Annotated in this window: 22 protein-coding genes; 5 read left to right on the top strand and 17 right to left on the bottom strand. The window is 43.6% G+C overall.

What is annotated here, in order from left to right:
- Nucleotides 1-7: 7 nt before the first annotated feature.
- The 5 genes from MHH68_RS03390 to MHH68_RS03370 all read right to left on the bottom strand — a co-directional run bounded on the left by MHH68_RS03390 (nt 8) and on the right by MHH68_RS03370 (nt 7,567).
- A complete protein-coding gene (locus tag MHH68_RS03390) occupies nt 8-1,207 on the bottom strand; it encodes an MFS transporter (RefSeq protein WP_339165126.1) in 1,200 nt (399 codons plus the stop codon).
- Between the two features lie 133 nt (nt 1,208-1,340).
- Complete coding sequence (locus tag MHH68_RS03385; RefSeq protein WP_231101383.1) at nt 1,341-2,501, bottom strand: CamS family sex pheromone protein; 1,161 nt, start codon at nt 2,499-2,501, stop codon at nt 1,341-1,343.
- A gap of 42 nt (nt 2,502-2,543) precedes the next feature.
- On the bottom strand, nt 2,544-4,550 hold the full coding sequence (gene ligA / locus MHH68_RS03380) for an NAD-dependent DNA ligase LigA (protein WP_339165124.1): 2,007 nt from the start codon (nt 4,548-4,550) through the stop codon (nt 2,544-2,546).
- 44 nt (nt 4,551-4,594) lie between these two features.
- A complete protein-coding gene (pcrA, locus tag MHH68_RS03375) occupies nt 4,595-6,817 on the bottom strand; it encodes a DNA helicase PcrA (protein ID WP_339165122.1) in 2,223 nt (740 codons plus the stop codon).
- Nucleotides 6,818-6,874: 57 nt separating this feature from the next.
- The gene (locus tag MHH68_RS03370; protein WP_058015577.1) at nt 6,875-7,567 is read right to left on the bottom strand and encodes a heptaprenylglyceryl phosphate synthase; all 693 of its coding nucleotides are present in this window, start codon (nt 7,565-7,567) and stop codon (nt 6,875-6,877) included.
- A 272-nt stretch (nt 7,568-7,839) separates the two neighbouring features.
- Here MHH68_RS03370 and MHH68_RS03365 point away from each other — a divergent pair, with 272 nt between their 5' ends.
- On the top strand, nt 7,840-8,253 hold the full coding sequence (locus MHH68_RS03365; protein ID WP_058015511.1) for a DUF2283 domain-containing protein: 414 nt from the start codon (nt 7,840-7,842) through the stop codon (nt 8,251-8,253).
- Here MHH68_RS03365 and MHH68_RS03360 read toward each other — a convergent pair.
- A complete protein-coding gene (locus tag MHH68_RS03360) occupies nt 8,234-8,464 on the bottom strand; it encodes a hypothetical protein (RefSeq protein WP_058015512.1) in 231 nt (76 codons plus the stop codon). The genes MHH68_RS03365 and MHH68_RS03360 overlap by 20 nt on opposite strands.
- Nucleotides 8,465-8,603: 139 nt before the next feature.
- Here MHH68_RS03360 and MHH68_RS03355 point away from each other — a divergent pair, with 139 nt between their 5' ends.
- Both MHH68_RS03355 and MHH68_RS03350 read left to right on the top strand, forming a co-directional pair.
- A complete protein-coding gene (locus MHH68_RS03355; protein WP_339165118.1) occupies nt 8,604-10,184 on the top strand; it encodes an FMN-binding glutamate synthase family protein in 1,581 nt (526 codons plus the stop codon).
- Nucleotides 10,185-10,286: 102 nt separating this feature from the next.
- Nucleotides 10,287-10,796, top strand: coding sequence for a DUF3916 domain-containing protein (locus tag MHH68_RS03350; RefSeq protein ID WP_061407005.1), 510 nt, complete (start codon nt 10,287-10,289; stop codon nt 10,794-10,796).
- Nucleotides 10,797-10,911: 115 nt separating this feature from the next.
- On the opposite strand, the gene MHH68_RS03345 is transcribed toward MHH68_RS03350, so the two are convergent.
- On the bottom strand, nt 10,912-11,226 hold the full coding sequence (locus tag MHH68_RS03345; RefSeq protein WP_058015515.1) for a YerC/YecD family TrpR-related protein: 315 nt from the start codon (nt 11,224-11,226) through the stop codon (nt 10,912-10,914).
- A 552-nt stretch (nt 11,227-11,778) separates the two neighbouring features.
- Nucleotides 11,779-13,521 carry an adenine deaminase C-terminal domain-containing protein gene (locus tag MHH68_RS03340; RefSeq protein ID WP_061407002.1) on the bottom strand — a complete coding sequence of 581 codons (1,743 nt, stop codon included), beginning with the start codon at nt 13,519-13,521 and terminating at the stop codon, nt 11,779-11,781.
- Nucleotides 13,522-13,645: 124 nt separating this feature from the next.
- Between MHH68_RS03340 and MHH68_RS03335 the strand changes: the two genes are divergently transcribed.
- Nucleotides 13,646-13,867, top strand: a complete 222-nt coding sequence (locus MHH68_RS03335; protein WP_058015517.1) for a DUF2892 domain-containing protein — start codon at nt 13,646-13,648, stop codon at nt 13,865-13,867.
- Nucleotides 13,868-13,902: 35 nt separating this feature from the next.
- Here MHH68_RS03335 and MHH68_RS03330 read toward each other — a convergent pair whose 3' ends face one another.
- Genes MHH68_RS03330 through MHH68_RS03315 form a run of 4 tightly spaced genes read right to left on the bottom strand, consistent with a single transcriptional unit; the run spans nt 13,903 to nt 17,887 of the window.
- Nucleotides 13,903-15,168: a peptidase gene (locus MHH68_RS03330; protein ID WP_339165114.1), complete on the bottom strand. Its 1,266-nt coding sequence runs from the start codon at nt 15,166-15,168 to the stop codon at nt 13,903-13,905.
- 14 nt (nt 15,169-15,182) lie between these two features.
- The gene (locus MHH68_RS03325) at nt 15,183-15,848 is read right to left on the bottom strand and encodes a 3-oxoacid CoA-transferase subunit B (RefSeq protein WP_180309454.1); all 666 of its coding nucleotides are present in this window, start codon (nt 15,846-15,848) and stop codon (nt 15,183-15,185) included.
- Nucleotides 15,824-16,510, bottom strand: coding sequence for a CoA transferase subunit A (locus MHH68_RS03320; RefSeq protein WP_339165111.1), 687 nt, complete (start codon nt 16,508-16,510; stop codon nt 15,824-15,826). The genes MHH68_RS03325 and MHH68_RS03320 overlap by 25 nt, the downstream gene beginning before the upstream one ends.
- A gap of 12 nt (nt 16,511-16,522) precedes the next feature.
- The gene (locus tag MHH68_RS03315; protein ID WP_339165109.1) at nt 16,523-17,887 is read right to left on the bottom strand and encodes an aspartate aminotransferase family protein; all 1,365 of its coding nucleotides are present in this window, start codon (nt 17,885-17,887) and stop codon (nt 16,523-16,525) included.
- A gap of 190 nt (nt 17,888-18,077) precedes the next feature.
- Here MHH68_RS03315 and MHH68_RS03310 point away from each other — a divergent pair, with 190 nt between their 5' ends.
- Nucleotides 18,078-19,736: a PucR family transcriptional regulator ligand-binding domain-containing protein gene (locus MHH68_RS03310; RefSeq protein WP_339165107.1), complete on the top strand. Its 1,659-nt coding sequence runs from the start codon at nt 18,078-18,080 to the stop codon at nt 19,734-19,736.
- Here the strand turns inward: MHH68_RS03310 and ablB are convergent.
- The 5 genes from ablB to purM all read right to left on the bottom strand — a co-directional run bounded on the left by ablB (nt 19,731) and on the right by purM (nt 25,354).
- Nucleotides 19,731-20,576 (bottom strand): putative beta-lysine N-acetyltransferase, encoded by an 846-nt coding sequence (gene ablB / locus MHH68_RS03305; RefSeq protein ID WP_339165105.1) that lies wholly within the window; start codon nt 20,574-20,576, stop codon nt 19,731-19,733. The two genes, MHH68_RS03310 and ablB, sit on opposite strands and share 6 nt — an antisense overlap.
- Nucleotides 20,577-20,906: 330 nt before the next feature.
- Entirely contained in the window at nt 20,907-22,181 is a 1,275-nt protein-coding gene (gene purD, locus MHH68_RS03300; RefSeq protein ID WP_339165104.1) for a phosphoribosylamine--glycine ligase, read from the bottom strand.
- A 12-nt stretch (nt 22,182-22,193) separates the two neighbouring features.
- The gene (purH, locus tag MHH68_RS03295) at nt 22,194-23,732 is read right to left on the bottom strand and encodes a bifunctional phosphoribosylaminoimidazolecarboxamide formyltransferase/IMP cyclohydrolase (protein ID WP_058015526.1); all 1,539 of its coding nucleotides are present in this window, start codon (nt 23,730-23,732) and stop codon (nt 22,194-22,196) included.
- A 15-nt stretch (nt 23,733-23,747) separates the two neighbouring features.
- Nucleotides 23,748-24,317, bottom strand: coding sequence for a phosphoribosylglycinamide formyltransferase (gene purN, locus MHH68_RS03290; protein ID WP_339165102.1), 570 nt, complete (start codon nt 24,315-24,317; stop codon nt 23,748-23,750).
- Nucleotides 24,314-25,354 carry a phosphoribosylformylglycinamidine cyclo-ligase gene (gene purM / locus MHH68_RS03285; RefSeq protein WP_061406996.1) on the bottom strand — a complete coding sequence of 347 codons (1,041 nt, stop codon included), beginning with the start codon at nt 25,352-25,354 and terminating at the stop codon, nt 24,314-24,316. The genes purN and purM overlap by 4 nt, the downstream gene beginning before the upstream one ends.
- Nucleotides 25,355-25,425 lie beyond the last annotated feature (71 nt).

The raw sequence follows: 25,425 nt of genomic DNA, 5'->3' as shown, positions 1-25,425 counted from the left end.
AAAATGTCTAAATTTGTTCATTTTTTAATCTATACGCTAGGAAGGCCGACACAGTAAACAGGGCGACATTTATAAAAAAGACGACTCTTGCCCCAAAGAGATCGGTCATGGTACTCATAACGAGAATGGACATCCCGTATATAAAAGTTGATAGTGTATGTTGAGCTGATAGTATTTTGGGCAATTCAATTTCACTCAGTGTATCTTGTACATAGGTCCGAATGGAAATGCTGCGAAGCTGAAAGGCTGGCCCTAATAAAAAGACAAACAACAAACTCATCCATGCAGAATGATTCAATCCTAAACAAAGGGTTAGCACAGCAACGATCACCGAACTGTAAAAAATGTGATCAAACAAACGCTGTTCCACATGTTTTGCGAACCGCAGTACGAGCAGGCCGCCTAGAATGGTTCCGCCAAAATAGCTTGCGTTAATAAAGCCCCACCATGTTTCTGGCTGGTGTAAGACTTCTGTGACATACACAAGAATAATGGCACCAGTCCATATACTTCTACCACTCATGGATAGCATTTCTAATATCGTTAATGTTCGAATAGTAGGCTTAGCATACATGAGCTTCCATCCTGAAAAGACCCTTGTAGTAAATGATTCAGACTGTTGCTCTTGTTTAGCTGCAGCCCCAGTATCAATGATAAAGAGCATAGATAGGAGCGACAAACTGTATAAAACAAGTGTCGTCAATAGGAGAAACTGTGGTCCAAGAATGCCAATAAACAGCCCTCCTAACAGCCAGCCTAGTAAAAGGACCATTTGGTCAGAAGTTAAGATATAACTATTAGCTTTTAGTAAAAAGTTCTTTTCTACTAAACGCGGGATCATCGAATTTCGAACAGGAATCGTTCCTCCATCTATCAAAGAAAGGAAAAATACAATAATAAAAAAGAAAGGAATAGTAAAAGTTGATAATTGTAGAATATAAATGAAAATCAAGCAGCCGAAGAAAGCAATTTGACACATTTGTAAATAGATAATGAGTCTTTTTAGCTTAAATTGATACATAAAGAAAGGAATAAGTACCGCCCCAAGTGCTTGTCCAACAAACTGCGAGACAGCCACCATTGAAGCAATCAGTGTAGAATTTGTTAATTGATATGTCAGGATGGTTAAAACGAGGACATATAACGAATCCCCAAAATTAGCTAAGGATTGTCCCCCTAATAAAAAGTAAAATGATTTGTTTTTCATATTTGTCTCCATTTTCTCTTCATTATCACCCATAATAATACATTATTTTCTACACTTCTACTTTTTATAACAATATATTCTTAATTTGATACATTTTTCCTAATTTAAAAAACCGCCAAAAGGCGGTTTTTATTTAGTCATATATATGGACGGTTGGTTCTTTGTCTTCAGCATTTTTCGTGATCAAGGCTTCTTGTTGATCTGATGATGTGATGTTAATTTCGATATTGGTACTCTTATAGTAATCCATCACTTCACCTGTTAAATATTGCGTGAAGGCTACGACTTCCGTTTTTCCGTAGAACTGCATTGGAATTTCGACTTTCATTTTTTGCAGGTTCCCGTTTTTGTAAAAGCCTTTTCCTACGACACCCGTGTAATTCGGGAAGTAGTCTTCGACTTTTGTTTTGAAGCGGTCAAATCGCTCGGAATCATCTTTGTAGTTGCCTTTCGCATTATCTGAAGGGAAGAAGACATTCTCCTCTTTGATCGTATCCCAATTGCCAATATCAGCTGAGCCTGCTTTCACATCTGTTTTGGCGATAAAGTTTCCTGGCACGATAGATGATTTTGGTGCTTGCTTATAAAGGGCAATCATGACAGGCACTTTTTGCAGCCCATCCATTTGACGAATTCGTTTGATCACTTGTTCAGCAATTTTTTCGCCTTCTGACAGTAGTTTCTTTGAATTTTTCGAAGAATCGATCGTCACTTCTTGCTGCGGATCACCGATATTTTCACGGTAATAATAAACAGAGTTCAGCGCAAGTCCAATGACAACTCCGCCCAGCTGTAAGCTGTTTTTATCTTTTCGAATTAAGTAATTATGCTCTAGCATCGAAGCTAAGTAAATTGGACTATTTTCATTTTTAGACTTTGTTGAACCTGAGTTCGGGAGAGCAGGATTTAAGCCTAAATTCTTAAAGTCCTTATCTTCTTTTTCTGCCTTTTTCAGATCACTGCCTGTTTTTTTGCGCGCCAGCCAGCTGAGAACGGTGTCCTCATCTAAATGCTGTCCTTCTTGGAAAAGGTAGTCGTTTGTATTAAATGACTCTGTTGCGAGACGCATGAGTCCTGTTTCAAATTCATCGATGTCCAAACGTGTGTTGAGACGCTCTGCTGTTAATCCTCTCGCAGCTCCTTGTTTAAACGGCAGCACCATTTTGTAATAAGAGTCAGAGATATTGTACATCGGGATGATGGCTGTTTCCTTCGTTTCATCCGTTTTTTGTGTGACCTCTTCCTCATCCTTTCCCCCAAAAGGTGCACACGCTGACAATACCAGTGTGAGCATTGTCAGCAGCAATAACAACTTTTTCAATAGAAAACACTCCTCTTATTTCTTTAGCTCCTCGAGCATTTTAGCTTCGTCCCAAATTTCAATATTGAGTTCTTCTGCCTTTGTCAGCTTACTTCCCGCTGCTTCTCCAGCAATGACTAAATCTGTTTTTTTACTCACACTACCTGCCAGTTTACCGCCTAATGCTTCGATCGCTTCTTTTGCATCGTTTCGCGCCATTTCTTCTAATTTCCCTGTCAGCACAATGGTTTTGCCTGCAAAATAGGAATCACTTTCTTCAACCTTCACCGGTTTTGGTCCTGTATAGGTCATATTGACCCCAAGCTCTTTTAGTTCATTTAGCAGATTGAGTATTTCTTCTTTCTCAAAGTACGTGACGACAGCATCAGCCATTTTTTCACCGATTTCATCGACTTCGAGTAATTGTTCTTTCGTCGCTTGCTTTAATTGATCGATATCGCCGAAATGCATCGCCAAGGTCTTTGCCGCTTTAGAGCCAATAAATCGGATACCGAGTCCAAATAGTAAACGCTCTAAAGAGTTTTCTTTCGATTGCTCAATCGAACGCAGTAAATTATCGACAGATTTTTCGCCCATTCGCTCAAGTTGAATGAGCTCTTCTTTCGTTAATCGGTAAAGATCGGACACACGAGAGACAAGCTGTTCTTGGAAAAGCTGTGTAATGACACGCTCGCCAAGCCCATCAATGTTCATTGCATTGCGGGAAACAAAGTGAATGAGTCCCTCACGTATTTGGGCAGGACATTCTGGATTGATGCAGCGTAAAGCTACTTCGCCTTCAATTCTCACAAGCTCACTATGACACTCTGGGCATTCAGTCGGCATGTGAAACGGCTTTTCTTCTCCTGTACGCTGATCGATCAGTACGCCTGCGACTTCCGGAATAATATCGCCCGCTTTTTTCACAATCACTTGATCAAAAAGGCGAATATCCTTTTCTTTGATCAAATCTTCATTATGAAGAGAAGCACGCTGTACTGTCGTTCCTGCTACTTTGACAGGCTCAAGGATCGCCGTTGGTGTGATGACACCTGTACGCCCGACACTTAGTTCAATATCAAGCAGCTTCGTCACAACCTCTTCAGCTGGAAACTTGTACGCAACCGCCCATCGGGGACTTTTTGCTGTAAAGCCGAGCTCTTCTTGCTGTGCTAACGAATCGACTTTGATCACAATTCCATCGATTTCATATGAAAAGTCGGCACGCTTCGTTTTCAGTGTTTCAATGAGCTCAATCACTTCCTCAATCGTTTGGCACGTCCGTCTTTCTTTGTTCGTTTTAAAGCCAAGTTCGTCGAGAAGATCAAGTCCTTCGCTTTGCGATTCAACACCAATTTCATCAAGCTCCGCTATACTGTAGACGAAAATATCAAGGTTTCGTTTCGCCGCAATTTTTGTATCAAGCTGACGAAGTGAACCTGCCGCCGCATTACGCGGGTTTGCAAACGGCTCTTCTTCGTTTTGTAATCTTTTTTCGTTTAATGCTTCAAAAGAAGGTTTTGGCATAAATGCCTCGCCTCTCACTTCAATTGACAAAGGACGTTTGATTTTGAGCGGGATGGAACGAATGGTTTTGAGGTTTTCAGTAATATCCTCACCCGTTGTCCCATCTCCACGTGTGGCACCTCGGACAAACACGCCATTTTCATAACGGAGAGAAACAGCGAGTCCGTCAATTTTCAGCTCGACATTGTATGAGATATCGTCACCGACTGCTTGACGAACCCGGCGGTCAAAATCAAGAAGGTCCTGTTCATTAAATGCATTCCCAAGGCTGAGCATCGGTGTGCCGTGACGCACTTTTTGGAAGGCGTCTAACACAGCGCCTCCTACTCTTTGCGAGGGAGAGTCCGCTGCTTTTAAATCAGGGTGCTCTTCCTCTAAAGAGATCAGCTCACGCATCCGTGCATCATACTCAGCGTCAGGAACACTTGGACGATCAAGTGTATGATATTCGTAGTTGTATTGGTTCAAAATCTCGTGCAGTTCCTCGATCCGGCGTTTCGCTGCTTCTTTATCCATCTGCTTCTTCCTTTCAATTCATCCGTTTTATAAGTCCTATCGGTTTATTGCTTCTCAATTGGCGCAAATGCTGCGAGAAGACGCTTAATGCCTGTAGGGCTTGGGAAGGCAATATCAAGCTCTGTGCTGTCTCCACTGCCTTTTACACTGACAACCGTTCCAACGCCCCATTTTTTATGAGCCGCTTTATCGCCCACAGCCCAGCCAATACTTCCGCCGCCTGTGTTTTGAATGGTTTGAGTTTGCGGACGTGAGACAGGTCCCCGTCTTTGCGGTCTTTCTCTTGTTTGGCCAAATGGTGTTTTTGTTTCTTTTTTCTCATTTAGGTTGTCCAATAAATCGGCTGGTATTTCTCGAATGAATCTTGATTCAAGGTTCATGTTTGTCCGGCCGAAGAGTGTTCTCATCTTGGCACTTGATAAATAGAGCTCTTCTTCCGCCCGTGTGATGCCTACATAAGCAAGGCGGCGCTCTTCTTCCATCTCTGCATCTTCCATTAATGAACGGCTGTGCGGGAAGACACCTTCCTCCATGCCCATTAAGAAGACAACAGGGAATTCTAGACCTTTTGCGGCGTGAAGCGTCATTAAAATGACCGCATCCTGATCTTCTTCCTCATTTTCATCCAGCTTATCGATATCTGCGACAAGGGCGAGATCTGTCAGGAAGGTCACAAGGGACTTGTCTTCATTTTGTTCTTCAAAGTTCTTAGTCACAGAGAGAAACTCGTCAATATTTTCTAGACGGCTTTGTGCTTCAATTGTTTTTTCTGCCTTCAGTGCTTCACGATAGCCTGTTTTCTCTAGGATTTCTTCTGTTAATTCTGTGACAGATAAATAATCCTGCATATTTGTCATTTGATCAATGAGCTGTTTAAATTCATCAAGCGCATTGGCTGCCCTTGCACTGAGTCCAATGAAATCTACCTGAGCAAGTGCTTCAAACATAGACAGGTCATTCATCTCCGCATATGCCGCAATTTTATCAACAGATGTAGCACCGATTCCGCGCTTTGGTACGTTCACAATTCGTGCAAAGCTAATGTCGTCATCTGGGTTAGCTACTAGGCGTAAGTACGCCAAAATGTCCTTGATCTCTTTTCTATCATAGAACTTCGTGCCGCCGACAATGTTGTATTGAATGTTTGACTTCAATAATGTTTCCTCTATCACACGAGACTGAGCATTGGTCCGATAAAGAATCGCAAAATCGGATAATTTACGCTTGCCACTCTGATGAAGCTGATGAATCTTTCCAGCAACAAATTGTCCTTCACCGAATTCATTATCTGCACGGTAATAGGCAATCTTTGCTCCTTCATCATTTTCTGTCCAAAGATTTTTCGGCTTACGGTTTGAATTGTTTTGAATCACCGTGTTTGCGGCATTCAGTATGCGTTTAGTTGATCTGTAATTTTGCTCAAGCAAAATCACTTCACTAGAAGGATAATCTTTTTCAAAGGAGAGAATGTTTGTAATATCCGCTCCACGCCAGCGATAGATGGACTGATCTGAGTCACCGACCACACATATATTTTGAAAACGTTGAGCGAGCAGTTTCACAAGCATGTACTGCGCTCTGTTCGTATCCTGATACTCATCGACATGAATGTATTGAAATTTTCGCTGATAGTGTTCCAATACTTCAGGGATGCGCTCAAACAGACGAATCGTCATCATAATAAGATCATCAAAATCGAGTGATTGGTTCTTGAGTAATCGTTTTTGGTAATATGTATAGACGTCGCTGACCACTTGATCATAGAAATCACCGGCTGTTTTGGCGTATTCCTCTGCGTCAATGAGTTCGTTTTTTGCACTGCTGATTGAACCTAAAATGCTGCGTGGATCAAACTTTTTAGGATCGATATTTCGTTCTTTTAAAATGTTTTTAATGACTGAAAGCTGATCAGACGTGTCTAATATAGAAAAGTTGCGATTTACCCCAATACGGTCAATATCGCGTCGTAAAATACGCACACACATGCTGTGGAACGTAGAGATCCAAATGTCACCCGCACCAGGCCCTAAAATGGCTTGTACACGCTCACGCATTTCACGTGCTGCTTTATTTGTAAACGTAATCGCTAAAATGTTCCACGGAGCCACATGCTTTTCTGCCATTAAGTAAGCAATTCGATGTGTGAGCACCCGTGTCTTTCCGCTCCCTGCTCCTGCCATCAAGAGTAGCGGACCGTCTGTTGCTTTAACCGCTTCTTTCTGCGCGTCATTCAGCCCTTCTAATAGATGATTCGATATTTCATTCATTCCATTCACCGCCAATTCGAACTTATGTTCTATTTTAACCCGTTTCGTCTTGTTTGACTATGATGATTTTTTGACTGCGCTCACTGTCTTTAATGCTTCTTTGAAATTGTCATAAATGACGTTTCCTACAACAACCACGTCCGCATGCTGTGCAAATTCTTCTGCCTGTTTTTCGTTTTCAATGCCTCCGCCATAAAAAAGAACCGTATCAGAAAGCACTGCTTTCGTTTCTTTCACAAGCTCTATATCTCCAAGCGTTCCGCTGTATTCTAGATAAAAAATGGGCAGCTTCATCAAATGCTCTGCCACTCTTGCATATGCTCTTACGTCATCGATGTCCAGCGCTGTATTTGCTTCTGTGAGCTTGGCCGCTTTACATTCTTCATTTAAAATCACATAGCCTTCAGGCACGATCTCTTCCATTGACATCAAATCACCGAATTCCTTCATCGCGTCCTTGTGAAGCCCAACAATCCAATCAGGGTGAGAGCTGTTTAAGACGGTCGGGATGAAATACAGATCGAAGCCCGGCACAATCATTTCATGTGTTGAGATTTCGAGCACACATGGCACAAGAAACCGGCGGACCTTTGACATCAACTGGAGCACGTTGTCCTCTGTCACATTGTCACTGCCGCCAATCAATATAGCATCCGTACCAGATTCACAAATCGCCTCTAGCTGCTCATCGGATATTTCTTTATTTGGATCGAGTTTAAAGACGTGCTTCCACTCGGTAACATCATACATGAAAAATGTTCCTCCATTCGTTTCATTCCATTTAAATATTATAACAAAATCAGTGACCGCAAAAAATGGGTAACCTCCTTCAGCTAAAAGTTTCATTCTTTTGAAAATGGTGTTCGTGACTTTAGGATAGAATGCTGAAAACATTTAGGAGCTGAGATGGCTGATCTTTGACCGTTCACTGATAGGAAAGCTTTGTATCACCACATGTTATTATACAATAAAGGGACATTTTACTATTGTTCAAAAAACCATACATAAAGCAGGTGACCCACTTGAAAAGAACCATCACATATGACCAAACGATCGACATCGGATACATCTATCTCCTGCCTGTGGGAATCGGGACAATCAAAGAAACCATTGAATTAGATGTGAATGAATGTGTAAACGCAGATATCGACAAAGAGGGCCGAGTAGCTGGTCTGGAGTTATTCGCAGAAGAAGCCGAGGTTTTGAAGCATGCACCTGTTTATGAGGATGAGCTTTCGTTACGTTTTACAGATCAGGACGTTCTCTCAACCTGTCATTTATCAGGCATTGAATTTCATTTCTCGACGCCTGAACACAAAGGGCTGATCGGTTTTACGATTGTCGATCCTCTTCGATATAACATCAAAAGAAAGACAAGAAAAAACCGTTTTGAATGGTCAAAACGGTTTTTCCAAACTATTGTCTCACTTCATTGAAATAATGGACGGATGTCATGGCCCCTTCATCGACCATTTTGTTGTCTTGAATATCTAATGGATCAGGGTGTCCAGCTTTTTCAGGAATCTTTTCATCTGAGCGGAACATGCTTGCCCATTTTTTGAGATGCTGTTTGTTTTTTACTGCTAATAACACAGCACCACCAACCCCTAATCCTGCAAGTACATACCCATTCGGACGCTTATTCATGTATGTTCCCTCCCCTTATGATCTTATTTGTAAGTTACCCCGCCTTTTCATTTCTAAACATCACAATCTGTTGAAGTGGTTTCTCTTTCAATGAAAAGTGGAATAACAACAGCAATGATAGAGAAAAGAGGGGATCTTCATGACAACAACTTTCATTGTCATTGGCGCACTATTAGTAATTTGTTTCATCATACCAATCATTTTATTCATCTGGATTTGGGTGCGAGATGAAAAACAGGAAGAGCATTCTGTCCTGCGAAATTATCCGGTCATTGGAAAACTGCGGTTTATTTTTGAAAAAATAGGACCTGAGCTTCGCCAATATCTGTTTCTGAATGATCGGGAGGAGCTTCCTTTCTCAAGAAGAGAATACGAGCAAGCTGTCATGTCTGGGAAGTACAAAAGCCGGACGATGGGCTTTGGATCAAAACGTGATTTTGACAAGCCTGGTTACTACATTCGCAACGTCCTATTTCCAAAGCAGCGAGATGAGTTACGCATCGATCAAACTGAAAAAATCCAAACAAAAGTGTACCAGATTGATCAAGACAATTTACTGCGAAGAAGTGAACATACCAAAGAGGTTGAAGCAAAACCTTACTATCTCCATCAAGACGATGTCCAAGTGATTGGCGAGCACACATGTCAAAAGCCTTTCCGTGTAAAAGGCCTGATTGGACAGTCTGCCATGAGCTACGGATCTTTAGGCGACAGGGCCATTACAGCACTATCCTCTGGATTAAAGATGGCCGGCGGTACGTGGATGAACACTGGTGAAGGCGGGCTTTCTCCCTATCACCTCAAGGGCGGAGCCGATATCATATGCCAAATTGGGCCCGGTCTATTTGGTGTGAGAACAGAGGATGGCACTTTTTCCTTTGAAGAATTTAAGAAAAAAAGCGAGCATGAGGAAGTCAAAGCCTTTGAGCTGAAACTGGCACAAGGAGCTAAAACACGCGGCGGTCATATTGACGGCAAAAAAGTCACCGAAGAAATTGCGAATATCCGTAAATTGCCGCCCCACCAATCCATTGACAGCCCAAACCGATTTGAGATGTTCCACTCCATTCCGGATATGTTTGATTTCATTGAACAGCTGAGAAGTATAGGTGGAAAGCCTGTCGGCATCAAGCTTGTGGTCGGACATAAAGAAAACATTGAAGAGCTTGCAGCGTACATGAAAAAAAGCGGAAAGCATCCCGATTTCATTACAGTGGATGGCGGAGAAGGCGGCACTGGTGCATCCTTTCATGAATTGGCAGATGCCGCAGGGCTGCCGATTTTCACGGCACTCCCAATGGTTCATCAAATATTGAAGGAATACGGTGTCAGAGATCAGGTAAAACTCTTTGCTTCTGGCAAACTTCTCTCACCTGATAAAATTGCAATTGCCCTTTCCATGGGTGCTGACTTTGTCAATATCGCACGAGGACTCATGTTTTCAGTCGGATGCATTCGCGCCCAAGTGTGCCACACGAATAAATGCCCAGTCGGGGTCGCCACAACTGATCCAAAGCTGCAAAAGGGTTTATCAATTGAAGAAAAGAAATACCGAGTTTGCAATTATATCCTTTCTCTAAGAGAAGGCTTGTTTAACTTATCCGCAGCCGCTGGAATTGAATCTCCCATTCATTTTAATGAGAAACATATTGTCTATAGACAAGAGGATGGTCAGACAAGTGAAGTGCCTATCTTTACAGGAACACAGCCATCCGTATAGTTTGAGAAAGGTGCGTTTTTGCACCTTTTTTTCAATTGACATTTTGGCTCAATCGCGTATAAAGAACTTAGGGCAAATGACCAGGAATTGGAGAGTTGGAGGATGCGTGAGAAAAAGGTTCGCGGGATGAAACGGAAGACGAATGAGATGGTGACAAGAATTGAGGAAAGTACACGAGAGTTCCCGGCAGATATTGAACAAAGTTATTGGCATCTGCCTCTACCGGTTGCTTATGATTTTATTTGTACAAGCAAAACACCTCAAAAAATCAAGCGATTGTCCATCCAGACACTGATAAATAGAGCTGAACATCTCATTGATTTGAAGCCAATTGATGGAGAAGTATATCGTGTCGTGGTTGCAGTAGATGCCACTAAATTATGGGGTTCACAAATCATTGTGTTTAAAGGAGATTCCTATTTTAAAGACTTTTTCAATAGACATGATGATGATCAGAGTTGGCTGCCTCTTTCCGGTGCCAGAAACATTCAAAGGGAATGGGGTTTATCTGTGCCAAAGGATAGGCAAATCATAGGTTTTAAAGACATCATCGCTGACGAAGATGGCATCTCTTACGAAGGCGAAAGATGGTTTATCGGCGAGCTAAAATAAAAAACAGGACCCGCTTCACTCAGCCAGTCCTTGCTTGTCTTTTCAGCGCTCTTCATAAAAAAACTGTAAACAACTCTATTCTTGTTGAAAAGGATTGTTTACAGTGAAAGCTGCTTTATTTTGTTTCGTCATTTGTCTGCTGTTCTGCTACGCGGTCAAGTGCCATCGTATAGGCATCATTTCCATAGTTCAAGCAGCGTTTGACACGTGAGATGGTTGCAGTGCTCGCACCTGTCTCCGTCTCAATTTTATGATACGTGTTCCCCTCGCGAAGCATACGCGCTACTTCAAGACGCTGTGATAAAGATTGGATTTCATTGATGGTACACAAATCATCAAAGAATCGATAGCATTCTTCCAGGTCTTTAAGGGATAAGATGGAGTTGAATAACTGATCTAAGCTTTTGCCCCTTAATTTATCAATTTGCATCTTTATACATCTTCTCCTTTACTATTGGCACCGCTTCGCACGACAATCTGCGGAGAAAGCGGTATCTTTCCTGACTAATTTTTTTCAACCTCAGCAATGAGCTTTGAACGAATCATGACAGGTTTGGTTATACGCTGGAAATGCCGTCAGTTCTTTCGTAAGCCGAAGCTTCTTTATCGTATACAAATTCGACAAGTTCTGTCATTTTCCTTGTTCGACAATCTGACAAACTTGTTTGCTTCCGATATCAAGATCACTTCTGCTTAATTAGGTCTGTCCTAAAAATACAGGCTGTGCGGAAAGCTCGGCGAGACCACAAACATGCGCCCCGCCTCGCTCATCAATTATTCAAAATATGTTGGTCGGCCAGCGTAACCGACAGATTCATTTTTCAATCAGGGCATTTCACTCGTCATGTCAAAGCCCTCTGCTTCAACAACTCCACATAAGCATTTTCACTTACATATCAGTGAAGAGATCCACTGCTCACGTCTGACCTATAACAGCTGTCAGAAATGTGGCAAAGATGATACAGCTCCACTCTGTTATATTTTAACGCATTATAGACGGAAAGAGTACAGTTTTTTTCATGACATCAAATATTCCTCTTGGTGTCACTCGAATATACGGCAAATGTGTACTTTGGAAAAAGACAAGTGTATCAATTGGGCAATCAAACGGATAGCCTCGCTCAATGAGCAGCTCGCGTAAGGTTTGTATCTGCTGAAGAACAGTCTCAAACGGTTCAGCAGATGCACAGCCTGATAATTGCAGCGGAATTTCGTGCAAAATTTTCCCGTTCTCTGTGAGGACGATCCCCCCGCCGATTTCTTTCATTCGCTTATGTGCCAGCATCATGTCTTCTTTATTTTTCCCGATCACCAAAATGTCACCCGTGAGCGAAAATGAGCTGACAAACCCTTGCACTTTGTTTGCAAACCCTTTGAGCATCGTATTCACACGCCACTCGCCTTTTCGGTCAATCAGGCTAAAGAAACTTTGATCATGATCACATGACAGCTGATTCACAGAGTTATCAATCTCCACTGTATAAGGCTCCATGATGACTGCATTTCTCATTTTGACACCTAGCGGCATGGAAAATTGCAAATCACTCGACGTTAGATCGTAGCCTAGATCTAATGGAACAAGCCCGCCATTTTCCCATTTTGTTTCATGAAATTGATGCTGGTTCTCGCCATCTAATTTGAGGATAACCCCTTTAGATATGACCGTTTCAGGATTTGGATTCATTGGATCATCTAACACATTCAAAGAAGCCAATCGGCCAGGACCGACAACACCTAATAGGTCATCAATTTGATAGTATTTCGCAATGTTAAAGGTCGCCATATTGTATGCATCGATGATAGGCACGCCTTCTTCAAGGGCAATTGAAATCAAACGATTAATCATACCCTCCTCATAAAAATGAGGCGCTGCTCCATCTGTTGTATAGAAGAAGTGATCATAGTGTCTAAAATCACGCTCGTGCAGCTCTCTTAGAATGTTCACTAAATCTGGGCGGATGGAAGAATGACGAAGTGAGACATGGTAGCCAAGGGACAAGCGTTTTAGCACATCGTCTGCATTCATCGCTTCATGATCGCTGTCCGCGCCAAACAGCTTCATTTTTGTTAGCGTTTTCTCAGAAGCTCCGGGGAAATGCCCTTCAATTCGTTTCCGCTGCTTCTTCGTTTCTTGCATGCAATATAAAATGAGATCATCACCGTCCATCAATCTTGGCCAGCTTGTTAATTCGCCGCCTTGAAGAACGTCAGGATGATCAATCCATTCCTTGCGATAGTTGATAGGAAGCATCTCATCTTCATATCTGACCTCGGTTTGAAGATCGTATCTAGACCACCAGAAATACTGAAATGGCTGCTGTTTTAATTCACATAGAGTGGAAAGCGCTTTCTTTTCATTGCTCTGCAAAAGAAGAAATAAGTTATCACTGACCATTGTTGTTGTGCCAAATTGAGACACATATTCTGCAAGTGATTGGGGATTATAAATATGGAACGGATGCGCGTGAGGCTCTATATACCCAGGCACAATGTATTTCCCTTCACAATCAATCACACGTTTAGCTGATTTATTTTGAGGAAGCTCTGCTCCGACATAAACAATTCGATCATCATGTATCCAAATATTTGCCTTCACCCATTGTTTTAAAAACGGGTTTAGCACGAGTCCATTCGTTAAAAGGAGTGTTGGAACTATTTTTGAGTCGACTACATCGATTTGTGTGCGGATGTCATTGTTTCTCCAATTAAAAGTACGTTCGGACATTCACATACTCTCCTTCATTTGTATTAGCCCTATCGTAACATAACGAACCACGTTACGCATTAATGAAACGTTACAATTTCTTGAAATCACACTTAAAATATTTAAAAAAGGAGATTTACCTTCAATGAAACCTAATCTAGGCTTAATGGAAGCGCTCATTCGAATTGCCTGTGGAATGACAATATGTACTGTGGCTGGTTCTTTATATGCTAGAAAACCATGGAGTAACATGCTGCTTTTCAGCATCATGTGCGGCGGGATGAAACTGGCATCTGGCATTCTTCGCTTTTGCCCAGTGACGTATATGTGTGAGCAGCAGGACACACATAAAGAGAAGGCTGATTGAAACAGCCTTCTTTTTTATGATTTCCACCTCTGTCATCACTCCGCTGCTTCACACCATTCCACCATCGTACCTGCGATAATTTCTGCGGCTTCAATAACATGCTCAATGTCGATGGATTCATTCGGAAAATGGGCAAGCTCCGTTGTTCCAGGTCCAAATACGATGATCGGGATACCTGCCGCCTGTGACAGTAATCCGCCGTCTGTTCCCCAAGGAGCGGCTTCGATCTTTGGCGGCTCCTTCTTGACCGCTTCATATTGTTCCTTCAATAGATCTAAAAGTGGATGGTCCGTATCAATTGAGCCTGGAAGCCATCTTGCACCAAACCATTCGACCTCGACAGGATGCTCTTTGAACCATTCATCCTTTTCCCCAAGTCCCATCATCCAATTTTCTAATTCCTTCTCTGCCTGCTCAACCGTCTCCCCTGGCATCACACCAAGTCTGCCCTCCATTGTGACCAGATCTGCTACAGAGGACGGCCAGTCACCGCCTTGAATTTTCCCTATGTTGATAGGGATTGGAATCGGGATATGCTGAAATAACGGCTCGGTGATGCGTTGATTTCGTTCTTCTTCAAGTGCTGCTATATGCGAAAGAACGATCATACTTTTTTCAATAGCGGAAACACCGTGATATCTTGTTCCTCCATGAGCTGCCCTTCCTTTAATATGCAGTCTGAACCACTTAGAACCCTGCTGAATCGGAAAGATTTTCATATGACTTGGTTCTGGAATGATGGCCGCATCTGCTGTATACCCTCTAAGTATGGCTGCAAGGGTGCCTGCACCGCCGCTCTCTTCTTCGACGACACTATGAAACACGACATCTCCTTTCAGCGGAATCTGGAGCGCATGCAGTGCCTCTAGTGCAAAGAGTAAAGAAACGTTTCCGCCTTTCATATCTGTTGCCCCGCGTCCATAAAGTCTCCCGTTTATGATATGCCCGCTGTAGGGTGGATATGTCCATTGTTTCGTATCTCCTGCTGGCACAACATCGACGTGCCCATTTAATAAAATGGATTGACCGCCCCCTTTTCCCTTCAATCGTCCGGCGACATTGGGACTTCCTTTAAAGGAACGCCTCGGGGAATAGAAATACGGATGTTCGAGCAGGTCTTCTCCGCCAATGTCCCATACATCTACATCAAAACCAATGGCGGACAGCTTATTTGCTACGATTTGCTGCACACCTTGTTCATTTCCTTGGGTGCTCTCACATTGCACCATTTGCTGAAGAAGCGCAATCGCTTCATCTTGGTGCTCTCTCATCCAGCTTCTGATACGTGTGATTGGCTGCAAGTCATTCATCCTTTCTACACAACAGATTTGACATCAGGCGCTAAAATTAAAGGTGCCTCTGTCGCCCTTATGACATCTTCCGGCTGATACGGCGGCATGACTTCACGTAAAATGAGCAGCTGCGATTTGACCTCAATGACTGCCATATCTGTAATGATCAGATCCACACAAGACTTAGCAGTTAAAGGAAGTGTACAGGCTGATTTCACCTTTGACTCACCGTGTTTATCGAGGTGGCTCATCACCACCACAACTTTTTTCGCCTTTTGCGCAAGCTCAATCGCTCCGCCCATCCCAGGTACTCGTTTACCTGGCACAATCCAATTCGCAAGATCGCCCTGACTGCTTACTTCAAGTGCACCTAAAATGGTCATATCCAGCATGCCTTTTCGAATGATGCCAAAAGCAGTCGTGCTGTCCATGTATGAGCCGCCTTTTGTTAACGTAATAGGAAAGCCGCCGGCATTGCACAAATTAGGATCTTCTTCCCCTTGTACTGGTGAGGCGCCTGCCCCCATAATGCCGTTTTCAGCATGCAGCCATACGTTGTAATGCGCTGGAATGTAATCAGCCGCAAGGGTTGGGATGCCGATCCCAAGATTGACGATCATGCCATCTTCAATTTCCTGCGCCGCCCGTCTGGCTATGCGGTGTCTTATATCGTTGTCTCCCATGCCCATGTCCAGTTCACTCCTTTTGATTGCACAATCTGGTTCACAAATACGCCTGGTGTCACGATTTCCTCTGGATGTAGACTACCTACAGGCACAATCTCTTCCACTTCCGCAATGGTCCAGTCTCCTGCCATCGCCACAATCGGGTTTGTATTCCGTGCACTTTTATCAAATATCAGATTTCCTGCTTCGTCTGCTTTGAGGGCATTCACAATGGCAATATCCGCTGTCAGCGCAGGCTCAACGATATAGGTCTTTCCGTTTAACGGCACGAGCTGCTTCTTATCGAGATTGAGGCTATCCATGCCGACATCTGTCACAATGCCTGCCAAGCCCATCCCGCCTGCTCGTATTTTTTCTGCTAGAATGCCCTGCGGGTAAAAATGAACGTCTAGTGTACCTGCCTGCATTTTCTGTCCGGCTATTGGATTTGAGCCAATATGAGAAGCAATGATCTTCTTGACTCTTCCTTCTGTGATCAGCCGGCCAACACCTATTTTCGGGAAGCCTGCATCGTTTCCGATCAATGTCAGGTCCTTGATATTGGCTTCTAAAATGGCCTCGATCAATGATGGCGGTGACCCTACGCCGCCAAACCCGCCAAACATGATGGTCATTCCGTCCCTAAAATGCGTGATCACTTCACCTACATTCACTGTTTTGTTCATCATCTTTCCTCCCTACATCGCAGATGGGAAAAACCCCCTGTTGATGACTTCTTGTTCGACCTGCGTGATTGTCTGCTCAAATAATTGAATGAGTTCATCCATCTCCTGCTGCGTGATAGAAAGCGGCGGTGCAATCATGACCGCTGCACCTCCTACTCCATCCTCGCCAGCGCTTGCTGGGTATACGAGCAAGCCGTTTTGCTTGGCTGTCTCAACGACTAAATGCGTCATTTGAGCATGGGCAGGAAATGGGGTTTTCGATAAGCGGTCTGCGACAAACTCGATGCCAATGAGCAGTCCCTTTCCTCTCACATCTCCTATGATGAAATGGTTTGTTTGTAAATCCTTTAATGCATTCATTAAATAGCGGCCAGACAGATCCGCTCGTTCAGGAAGCTGATGTTTTTTCATATATCGAATAACAGCCAGTGAGACGGCTGCTGAAAGCGGATTGCCGCTATAGGTATGACCTGCCCTCACAGATCCGGAACCGCTCAGAATCGGCGCGATGACATGATCTGCTGAGACGGCTGCCGCAATCGGCGAATAGCCAGCACTCATCCCTTTGCCGAGAACCATAATATCTGGAACAACTCCCCAATGCTCCATCGCAAACATTTTCCCAGTTCGTCCAAAGCCTGTCATGACTTCGTCTGCAATCATTAAAATATCGTTTTCCTCACAGACACGTTTCATGGCTTCAAAATATCCGTCTGGCGGTACTAGCGCCGCTCCCGATGCTCCGACAATCGGCTCTGCAATAAAAGCGGCAATCCTCTCTTTTCCTATACGCTGAATGACGGTATGAAATTCCTGGACATACCATTCAACCTGCTTGCCCTCTTCCTTCGGCAGCCATGAACGATAGCTATATGGCGGAGACAGCACTGGATTCTTTTCGAGCAATGGTTCAAAGCGCTCTCTCCTTGCAATATGTCCTGACATCGACAGTGCACCGAGGGTGATGCCGTGATAACTCATCCATCGTGAGATAATGTGATTCTTCTCAGCCTTTCCCTGCTCCTGCCAATGCTGAATAGCAATTTTCATAGCCGTTTCCGTTGCCTCTGAACCACTTCCGACAAAAAAAGACCAGTTCAGGTTACCTGGACAAAGCGTACTCAATTCATAAGCAAGTTCTTCTGCTGGTTCATTTGTGAATTGTGATCTGTACGTAAAGCTCACTTTTTCCGCTTGCTCGGTCATGGCATCAATGATTTCACGTATGCCATGTCCAATACTTGCCGTGACAGCCCCCGATGAGCCATCTATATATTTTTTTCCATCCCGATCATATAAATATATTCCCTCTCCTTTCACAGCCACAGGATAATGCTGATTCAATATCGGTTTGATTAAGTAATCCCGAGTCTCCACTTTGCCATTCCTCCCTCTCTCGTCAGCAGCTGCCTCTTTCTTTTTCATGAATCGCAAGAAAATTTTGTATACTTGTTATAAGATTAGCTTAATCAAGAGGGCAGTCATCCTCCATTCGCCACATGCCCGAATTTCAGACGCATTTTTTATACATCGTGTATAAGAGTGTTCAAAAGGAGGTCATGAGCCTATGGCGATTCTCGTCAAAGATGCACTTTCGCTCGATATCATGAAGGGAACAAAGCTGCTTGCTGGAGAAAATGGACTGGACCGACTCATTGAGTGGGTGACCATCGTTGAAATTATCGAAGACACGTCGAGGCTTTCCGATGGAGAATTGCTCGTCACAACCGGATTCGGACTCGCGGACAATCAAGAAAGACGCGACCGGCTTGAGGAATTGATTCAATCTCAAAGGCTATCAGCCATCGCGATTTATAAAGGTGTGTACTTAAGCGACATTCCAGCATCACTCATTCAAGCGGCGAAAAACAGCGGCATTCCGCTCATTGAGATTCCGCCGCACATCAACTTCTCAGATATTACAAAAGCCGTCTTAGAACAAATCGTGAGTAGTCAGCTTCATCAGCTTAAATATTCATCCGCGATTCATCAAAGACTGACCCAATTAAATGTAAGAAATAAAAATGTAACGCAAATTACAGAGGAACTGGCACATCTCACTGCAGCGAACATTGTCGTTCTTGATGTCTTTTTACATCAAACAGCGGCTCATCTCATCAAAGATGAAGTGACATACTCTCCTGCTTTTGGCTTTCTGACAGATCATGAACCAATTGATACCATGCCCCTTCTCAAGCAGGCAGAGGAGAAAGGGCGGCTCGTCTATGACACGTACGGAGCGTTCGTCCTCGCCGCATGTCCGGTGATTGCGATGGGTGATATTTTTGGGTTTATTGTGTCTTTAAAGAAAAAGGATACGTGGCATCATCTCGACGCGATTGCCATCGAGCATGCCGGGGCAGTGTATGCGATTGAATGGTTGAAGCAAAAAGCCATTCAAGATACAGAAAACCAAATGCAGGGACATTTGTTAGATGATATTTTGCAGCAGCAATATACAGAAGAAAACTACGTGGTCGAACAAGCAACAAAGCTACAATATGATATGAGCGATGAGCAGGTGGTGATCTATTTTCAATTCCAGCATCAGCACACACAGCTCGATCACCAAATGATGCAGCGTCTATCGCAATTACTCACGTCGATCTTTGAACGCAGACATATTCCTTTTTTGCTAAAGACAAGGCTCGATTCCATTTTTGTCCTAACACCAGCAGGAAAAAAAGCGTTTCAAGAAGCGGAGTGGTATCGCGCAGCAGAGGAATGCCGGAGCACTTGGTCTTATTTTTTCCCCGTCCATCCGATTGTCATTGGTATCGGGAGAGCCTATGACCAGATCAGTCTCTTTGCAAAAAGCGCGAAGGAAGCGCAGTATGCAGCTAGGCTTCTTCCGCTTTTAAAAACAGACGAGAGCATCATTCATTATCAAAAGCTCGGCTTATATGGGATGCTTCTTGAAATGAATGAAGCGGGTATGAATTTGCATGATTTTTACGTGGAGCTGTTAAGTCCGTTGCTATATACGAAAAAACAAGGGGCTGACCTGATTCATACACTCGAAGTGTATTTGGCGCACAATGAAAATATTCAAAAATCTGCGGGAGAATTATTTATTCATAGACATACGTTAAGCTACCGGCTGAAACAAATTGAAACGAGAACAGGCTGCAGCCTCAAATCCACTGATGATCGGATGAAGCTGCAGCTTAGTATCATGGCGTACCGCCTATCTGGTCTGCTTGATCAGATGAGAACCATTTCATGATTCATTTGGCGTTTTGACCCATAGATTCATATCTTCCATTTTGTCAAAAATATAGCAGTTGTTTTGAAAGCGCCCAGTGTACGTATACCCGAGCTGATAAAATACTTGATTCATTCCATAGGACAGTGCACGGGCAAGAGAATAAAAGACATAGATATGCATCGACTGGAGTTCTTTTTCAAGGGCTAGAATCAAATGATGCATGAATCCTAGTTTTCTATATGAAGGAAGGGTCGCACAGTCTGTTAATTCTGCATGACCATACGGCGCATTGATCTCAGCGGATGCTGCACTCACAATGTGTCCCTCATGTTCAACAACATAAAAAATGGTCCCTTCCTCCATTACCTTTTGAATATAATCTGACTCGTTCATTGGCGTAGGGTACGTTTCAAAGACGGTATCATAGAGCTTTGCCAGCTTGTGAATATCCTTTGGATCGGCTTTTCTCATCACATACTCATCCTGCCATGTGCCTTGGTCTTTTTTGATTACTTTTGCTTGAATGGATGCGACGATCTCATCTTCCTCCAGCCAATACGAACTGTTCATTCGATCCTCAGTGAGAAAAAGCGACATACCGTAAGCGTCACTTCCAAAGAAATAATGAGAAAACACCCCTTCAAGCCGAAAGCCTTTTTCTAAAAAAAGCGGCACATGCTCACGTCTTACTTTCACAATGACCTTAGAAGCCTTACAGTCCGCCGCTTCCTTTAGAACCGACTGAATCACATCCCGCACCCTGCCGCTGTAGTCATCCAAACGGATTCGCTCATTAAATGAATCAATACAGATCGAGGCAGAAAAACGCTCGTTCGCAAGTTCCTTCAATTGCACCATATACTCATTCCTTTCCTATGAATCAGCTAATAAAGAATGTCCAAATTAGAAATGAAGAAATAGCAATGCCAGAAAAAATTGAAATGATCATATAGCTAATGGCTGAGGCTTTTTTCATTTTATTCTGCTTAATGGCAATCAACATGACGTTATTTATAGTTATGAGAAATAAAATAAGTATGACGATTGCAAAGATAATAAATGCTATGATTTCCATGTTTCCTCCCAATATCTATTCGTGATCCCATACTACTTCTTCATATTCAATCGGCATCCCTTCTCATGAACAAAAAACACCTTTCCATCTCATCAGATAGAAAGGTGTTTTGATTAAACGGATTTCCCCGCAGCCTTCAGCGCACGGGCGCCAATGTCACGGCGATAAAATAGACATGGCTGAATGATTTCTTCAACCGCTTCATACACTCTTGATCTTGCCGCTTCAAATGTGTTGTCAAATGCGGTCACATTCGCTACACGGCCGCCATTTGTGACGAATTGATCGTTTTCTTTTTTTGTTCCTGCGTGGAAGGTCACGACATCAGACACCGTCGTTTGCAAAGCGCCGATTGGCGTACCTTTTGCGTAGTCCTCAGGGTATCCTTCTGATGCAAGAACTACACTGACAGCCGCAGTGTCTTTCCACTGTAAGTCCACATCTTTTCCGTCTAGAATATCGAGGAAAACTTGAACTAGATCTGATTCAAGACGAGGAAGAACCACCTGCGTTTCAGGATCGCCAAAGCGTGCGTTGAACTCAATGACTTTTGAGCCTTCTGGCGTAAGCATTAAGCCTGCATATAAAATGCCTGTAAACGGACGCTCTTCCTGCACCATTGCGCGAGCCGCCGGTTTGACGACATCTTCCACCGCTTTTTGGACGACTTCATCTGAAATTTGCGGAACTGGTGAATAAGCGCCCATCCCGCCGGTATTCGGTCCTTTGTCATCTTCAAATGCACGTTTGTGATCTTGCGCGATCACCATTGGGTACACCTTTTCTCCATTGACAAAGGCCATCAATGAAAATTCCTCACCTGTTAAAAATTCCTCGATGACGACAGATGCACTCGCATCGCCAAACTTTTCATCCTCTAAAAAGTCATGCAGGCAGCTGATCGCCTCTTCAAGTGTCATTGCGACTGTCACGCCTTTTCCTGCTGCGAGACCATCGGCTTTAATGACAATTGGGGCACCCTTTTCTTCCACATATGCCTTCGCTTTTTCAAATGATGTGAAGGTGGCATAAGCGGCTGTCGGGATCTCATAATTTTTCATTAAGTCTTTTGCAAATTCCTTTGAGCCTTCAATGACTGCGGCTTTTGCATTTGGACCAAATACCTTTAAACCTGCCTCTTCAAATGCATCGACGACACCTGCAATTAAAGGAACCTCTGGACCGACAATCGTTAAGCCGATTTCATTGTCTTTTGCAAAATGAATTAATGCCTCATGATCACCTTCGTCGATTGGGACAAGCTTCGCAGCATCTGTCATTCCATCATTGCCGGGTGCGACAAATACTTGGCTGACAAGTTCACTTTGGTTCACTTTCCATGCGATGGTATGCTCTCTTCCGCCTCTGCCGATAATTAATACGTTCACACTGTCATCCCCTTAATGTTTGAAATGTCTAACGCCAGTGAAGACCATGGCGATGCCGTATTCATCTGCTTTTTGGATTGATTCTTCATCACGAATGGAACCACCTGGCTGGATGATCGCTGTGACGCCTGCCTTTGCAGCAGCTTCCACTGTATCGCCCATTGGGAAGAACGCATCAGAGCCTAGTGCGCTTCCTTTCGCTTTTTCACCTGCTTGCTCAATCGCAATATTTGCTGAGCCGACGCGGTTCATCTGACCAGCGCCGATGCCTGCTGTCATTTGATCTTTCGCGAGAACAATCGCATTTGATTTCACATGCTTGACGACTTTCCATGCAAGCTTTAAGTCTTTCCATTCGTCTTCTGTAGGTTCTCTTTTCGTTGGAATAGAGATCGTTGCTTCCTCTAAGCCATACGTATCAATATCCTGCACAAGCAGTCCGCCATGAACACTTGTCAGTTGCTTTTCTTTTTTCCCAAGATCTGCTTCTACATCTAATGTTAATAGACGAAGGTTCTTTTTCGCTGTTAACACGTCAAGCGCTTCTTGGCTAAACGATGGAGCGATGACGATTTCTAAGAAAATCGTATGCAGCACCTCGGCCGTTTGCTTGTCTACTTCACGGTTAAGCGCCACAATGCCGCCAAAAATAGAAGTTTCATCTGCTTTGAATGCTCGGTCAAATGCTTCTGCAATCGTTTCTCCTGTACCAACGCCGCACGGGTTCATATGCTTTACAGCAACAGCCGCTGGCTCCGTAAATTCACGTACGATTTGAAGAGCTGCATCTGCGTCTTTAATGTTGTTGTAGGAAAGTTCTTTTCCATGTAATTGCGTTGCAGTAGCTAAAGAACCTTTGCTTGGAAGAGCATTTTCATAGAAAGTCGCCGCTTGGTGCGGGTTTTCTCCATAACGAAGGGATTGTTTTTTCTCAAACGTGACGGTGAACTGTTCTGGCTCTGTTTCGCCAACAAAATTCGTTAAATAATCCGCAATGAGGGCATCGTAAGCAGCTGTATGACGGAATACCTTCGCCGCAAGCTCACGTTTTTTCTCAAGTGACACGCCGCCTTCTTTGATTTGCTGAACGACTGTATCATAATCACGAGGATCGACAATCACTGTGACGTCTTGGTGGTTTTTCGATGCCGCACGAAGCATTCCCGGTCCGCCAATATCAATGTTTTCAATTGCTTCTTCATACGTTACATCGTCTTTTGAGATCGTCTCTTTGAAAGGATAGAGATTCACGACAACAAGATCAATCGGCTGAATGCCATGCTTTTCAATCTGTGCCATATGCTCATCGTTTTCTCTCACTGCCAATAATCCACCATGAATGTTCGGATGGAGCGTTTTGAGTCGTCCGTCCATGATTTCAGGGAATCCAGTGACTTCAGAAATCCCAATGACATCAATGCCATTCTCTTGAAGAAGCTTATGAGTACCTCCAGTTGAAATGACTTCAACACCAAGTTCTGTTAATTCTTTCACAAAAGGTACAAGATTCGTTTTATCGGAAACACTGATTAATGCGCGTTTGATCGTCATGCCTTCGTCACCTCATTAAGATAATTCTAAAAGTGATTTGATCACTTTTGGATATAGTGTGTGTTCTAGTTCATGCATTCTTTTTTCAATTGATTCAAGCTCTTCACCTTGTTCAATATAAATCGCGGCTTGGTCAATAATCGGACCTGTATCCATCCCTTCATCGACAAAATGGACAGTGATGCCTGCCACTTTGACGCCTGCTTGATAGGCTTGTCCGATGGCATCAAGACCTGGAAAGGCTGGCAGCAAGGATGGGTGGATATTCACGATTCTCCCTCTGTATGCTTCAAGTAATGTCGGACCAATCAGTCTCATGTACCCCGCAAGGAAAACCCATTCTACTTCATGAAGCCTCAGTTGTTCGATGATCGTTTGTTCAAAAGCGGCTTTATTTGGAAAAGCCTTCGGGGTAAAAGCAAAGGAGGGAATGCCTTCTTTCTCAGCACGCTCCAGCACCTTTGCACCCGGTTTATCACAAATCACAATGGCGGCCTCAGCCTGCCACTTTTCTTCTTTTAACGTATCTATAATGGCTTGAAAGTTCGTCCCGCTTCCAGAGGCGAAGATCGCAAACTTCTTCATGAGAGGCTTCCACCGCCGAATGTGACACCTTCTCCTTTTTGAACACGTCCGATGAGAAATGCTTTCTCTCCATCCTGTTCAAGCTCTCTAATCACATTAACAAGATCGTCCTCTTTTACAGCTAAGACAAAGCCAATGCCCATATTAAACACGTTGAACATCTCTTCTGCCTTTAACTGACCTTTTTCTTGAATAAAGGAAAAAATGGGTGGTACTGGCCATGAGCCGTTATCAATCTCAACGCCAAGACCTTCAGGCAGCATACGTGGTAAATTCTCAATAAAACCGCCGCCTGTTACATGTGCCATGCCGTCAACTTTGCCGGCTTTTACTTGTTTGAGAACGGGCTTCACATAAATTTTTGTCGGTTCAAGAAGCTCTTCACCGAGCGGTCTTGTAAAAGGTGCATACGTTTGATGCAAATCAAGACCAGCGTCTTCCAGCAAGACTTTACGAACGAGAGAGTATCCATTGCTATGAATTCCGCTTGAGCTGAGTCCAATAAGCAAATGTCCCTCTTTGATGCTGTTTCCTGTCACGATTTCGTCCTTTTCAACGACACCTACCGAAAAACCAGCAATATCATATTCTTCTTCTGTGTAAAGACCTGGCATTTCGGCTGTCTCACCGCCGACAAGTGCTGAACCAGACTGCTCACATCCGTCAGCCACACCTTTGACAATCGATTCAATTTTTACCGGATCTGCTTTTCCAACGGCTAAGTAATCTAAGAAAAAGAGCGGTTCTGCCCCCTGTGCAAGCACATCGTTGACACACATGGCCACGGCATCGACGCCGATCGTATCGTGTTTATTCATTAAAAAGGCAAGCTTTAATTTCGTTCCGACACCATCTGTTCCTGAAACAAGAACGGGCTTTTTGTATGGCAGCTCAGATAGATCAAACATACCGCCAAATCCACCTAGAGCGCCCATAACACCTGCTCGTTTTGTACGTTCAACGTGTGTTTTCATTCGTTTGACGGCTTCGTACCCTGCTTCGATGTCGACACCGGCGTTTTTATATGCTTCTGACATCCCATTCACTCCTTTTAGCTGCTGCTTTCCATGTATTTTCGGCAGAATGAAAGAGCAGCATATCAACTCAT

The sequence above is a fragment of the Bacillus sp. FSL K6-2841 genome, from assembly GCF_037976435.1.
GTDB lineage: Bacteria > Bacillota > Bacilli > Bacillales > Bacillaceae > Bacillus > Bacillus pumilus.
Note: the sequence above shows the minus strand (reverse complement) of the source record. Positions and strands in the feature narration are given on the sequence as shown.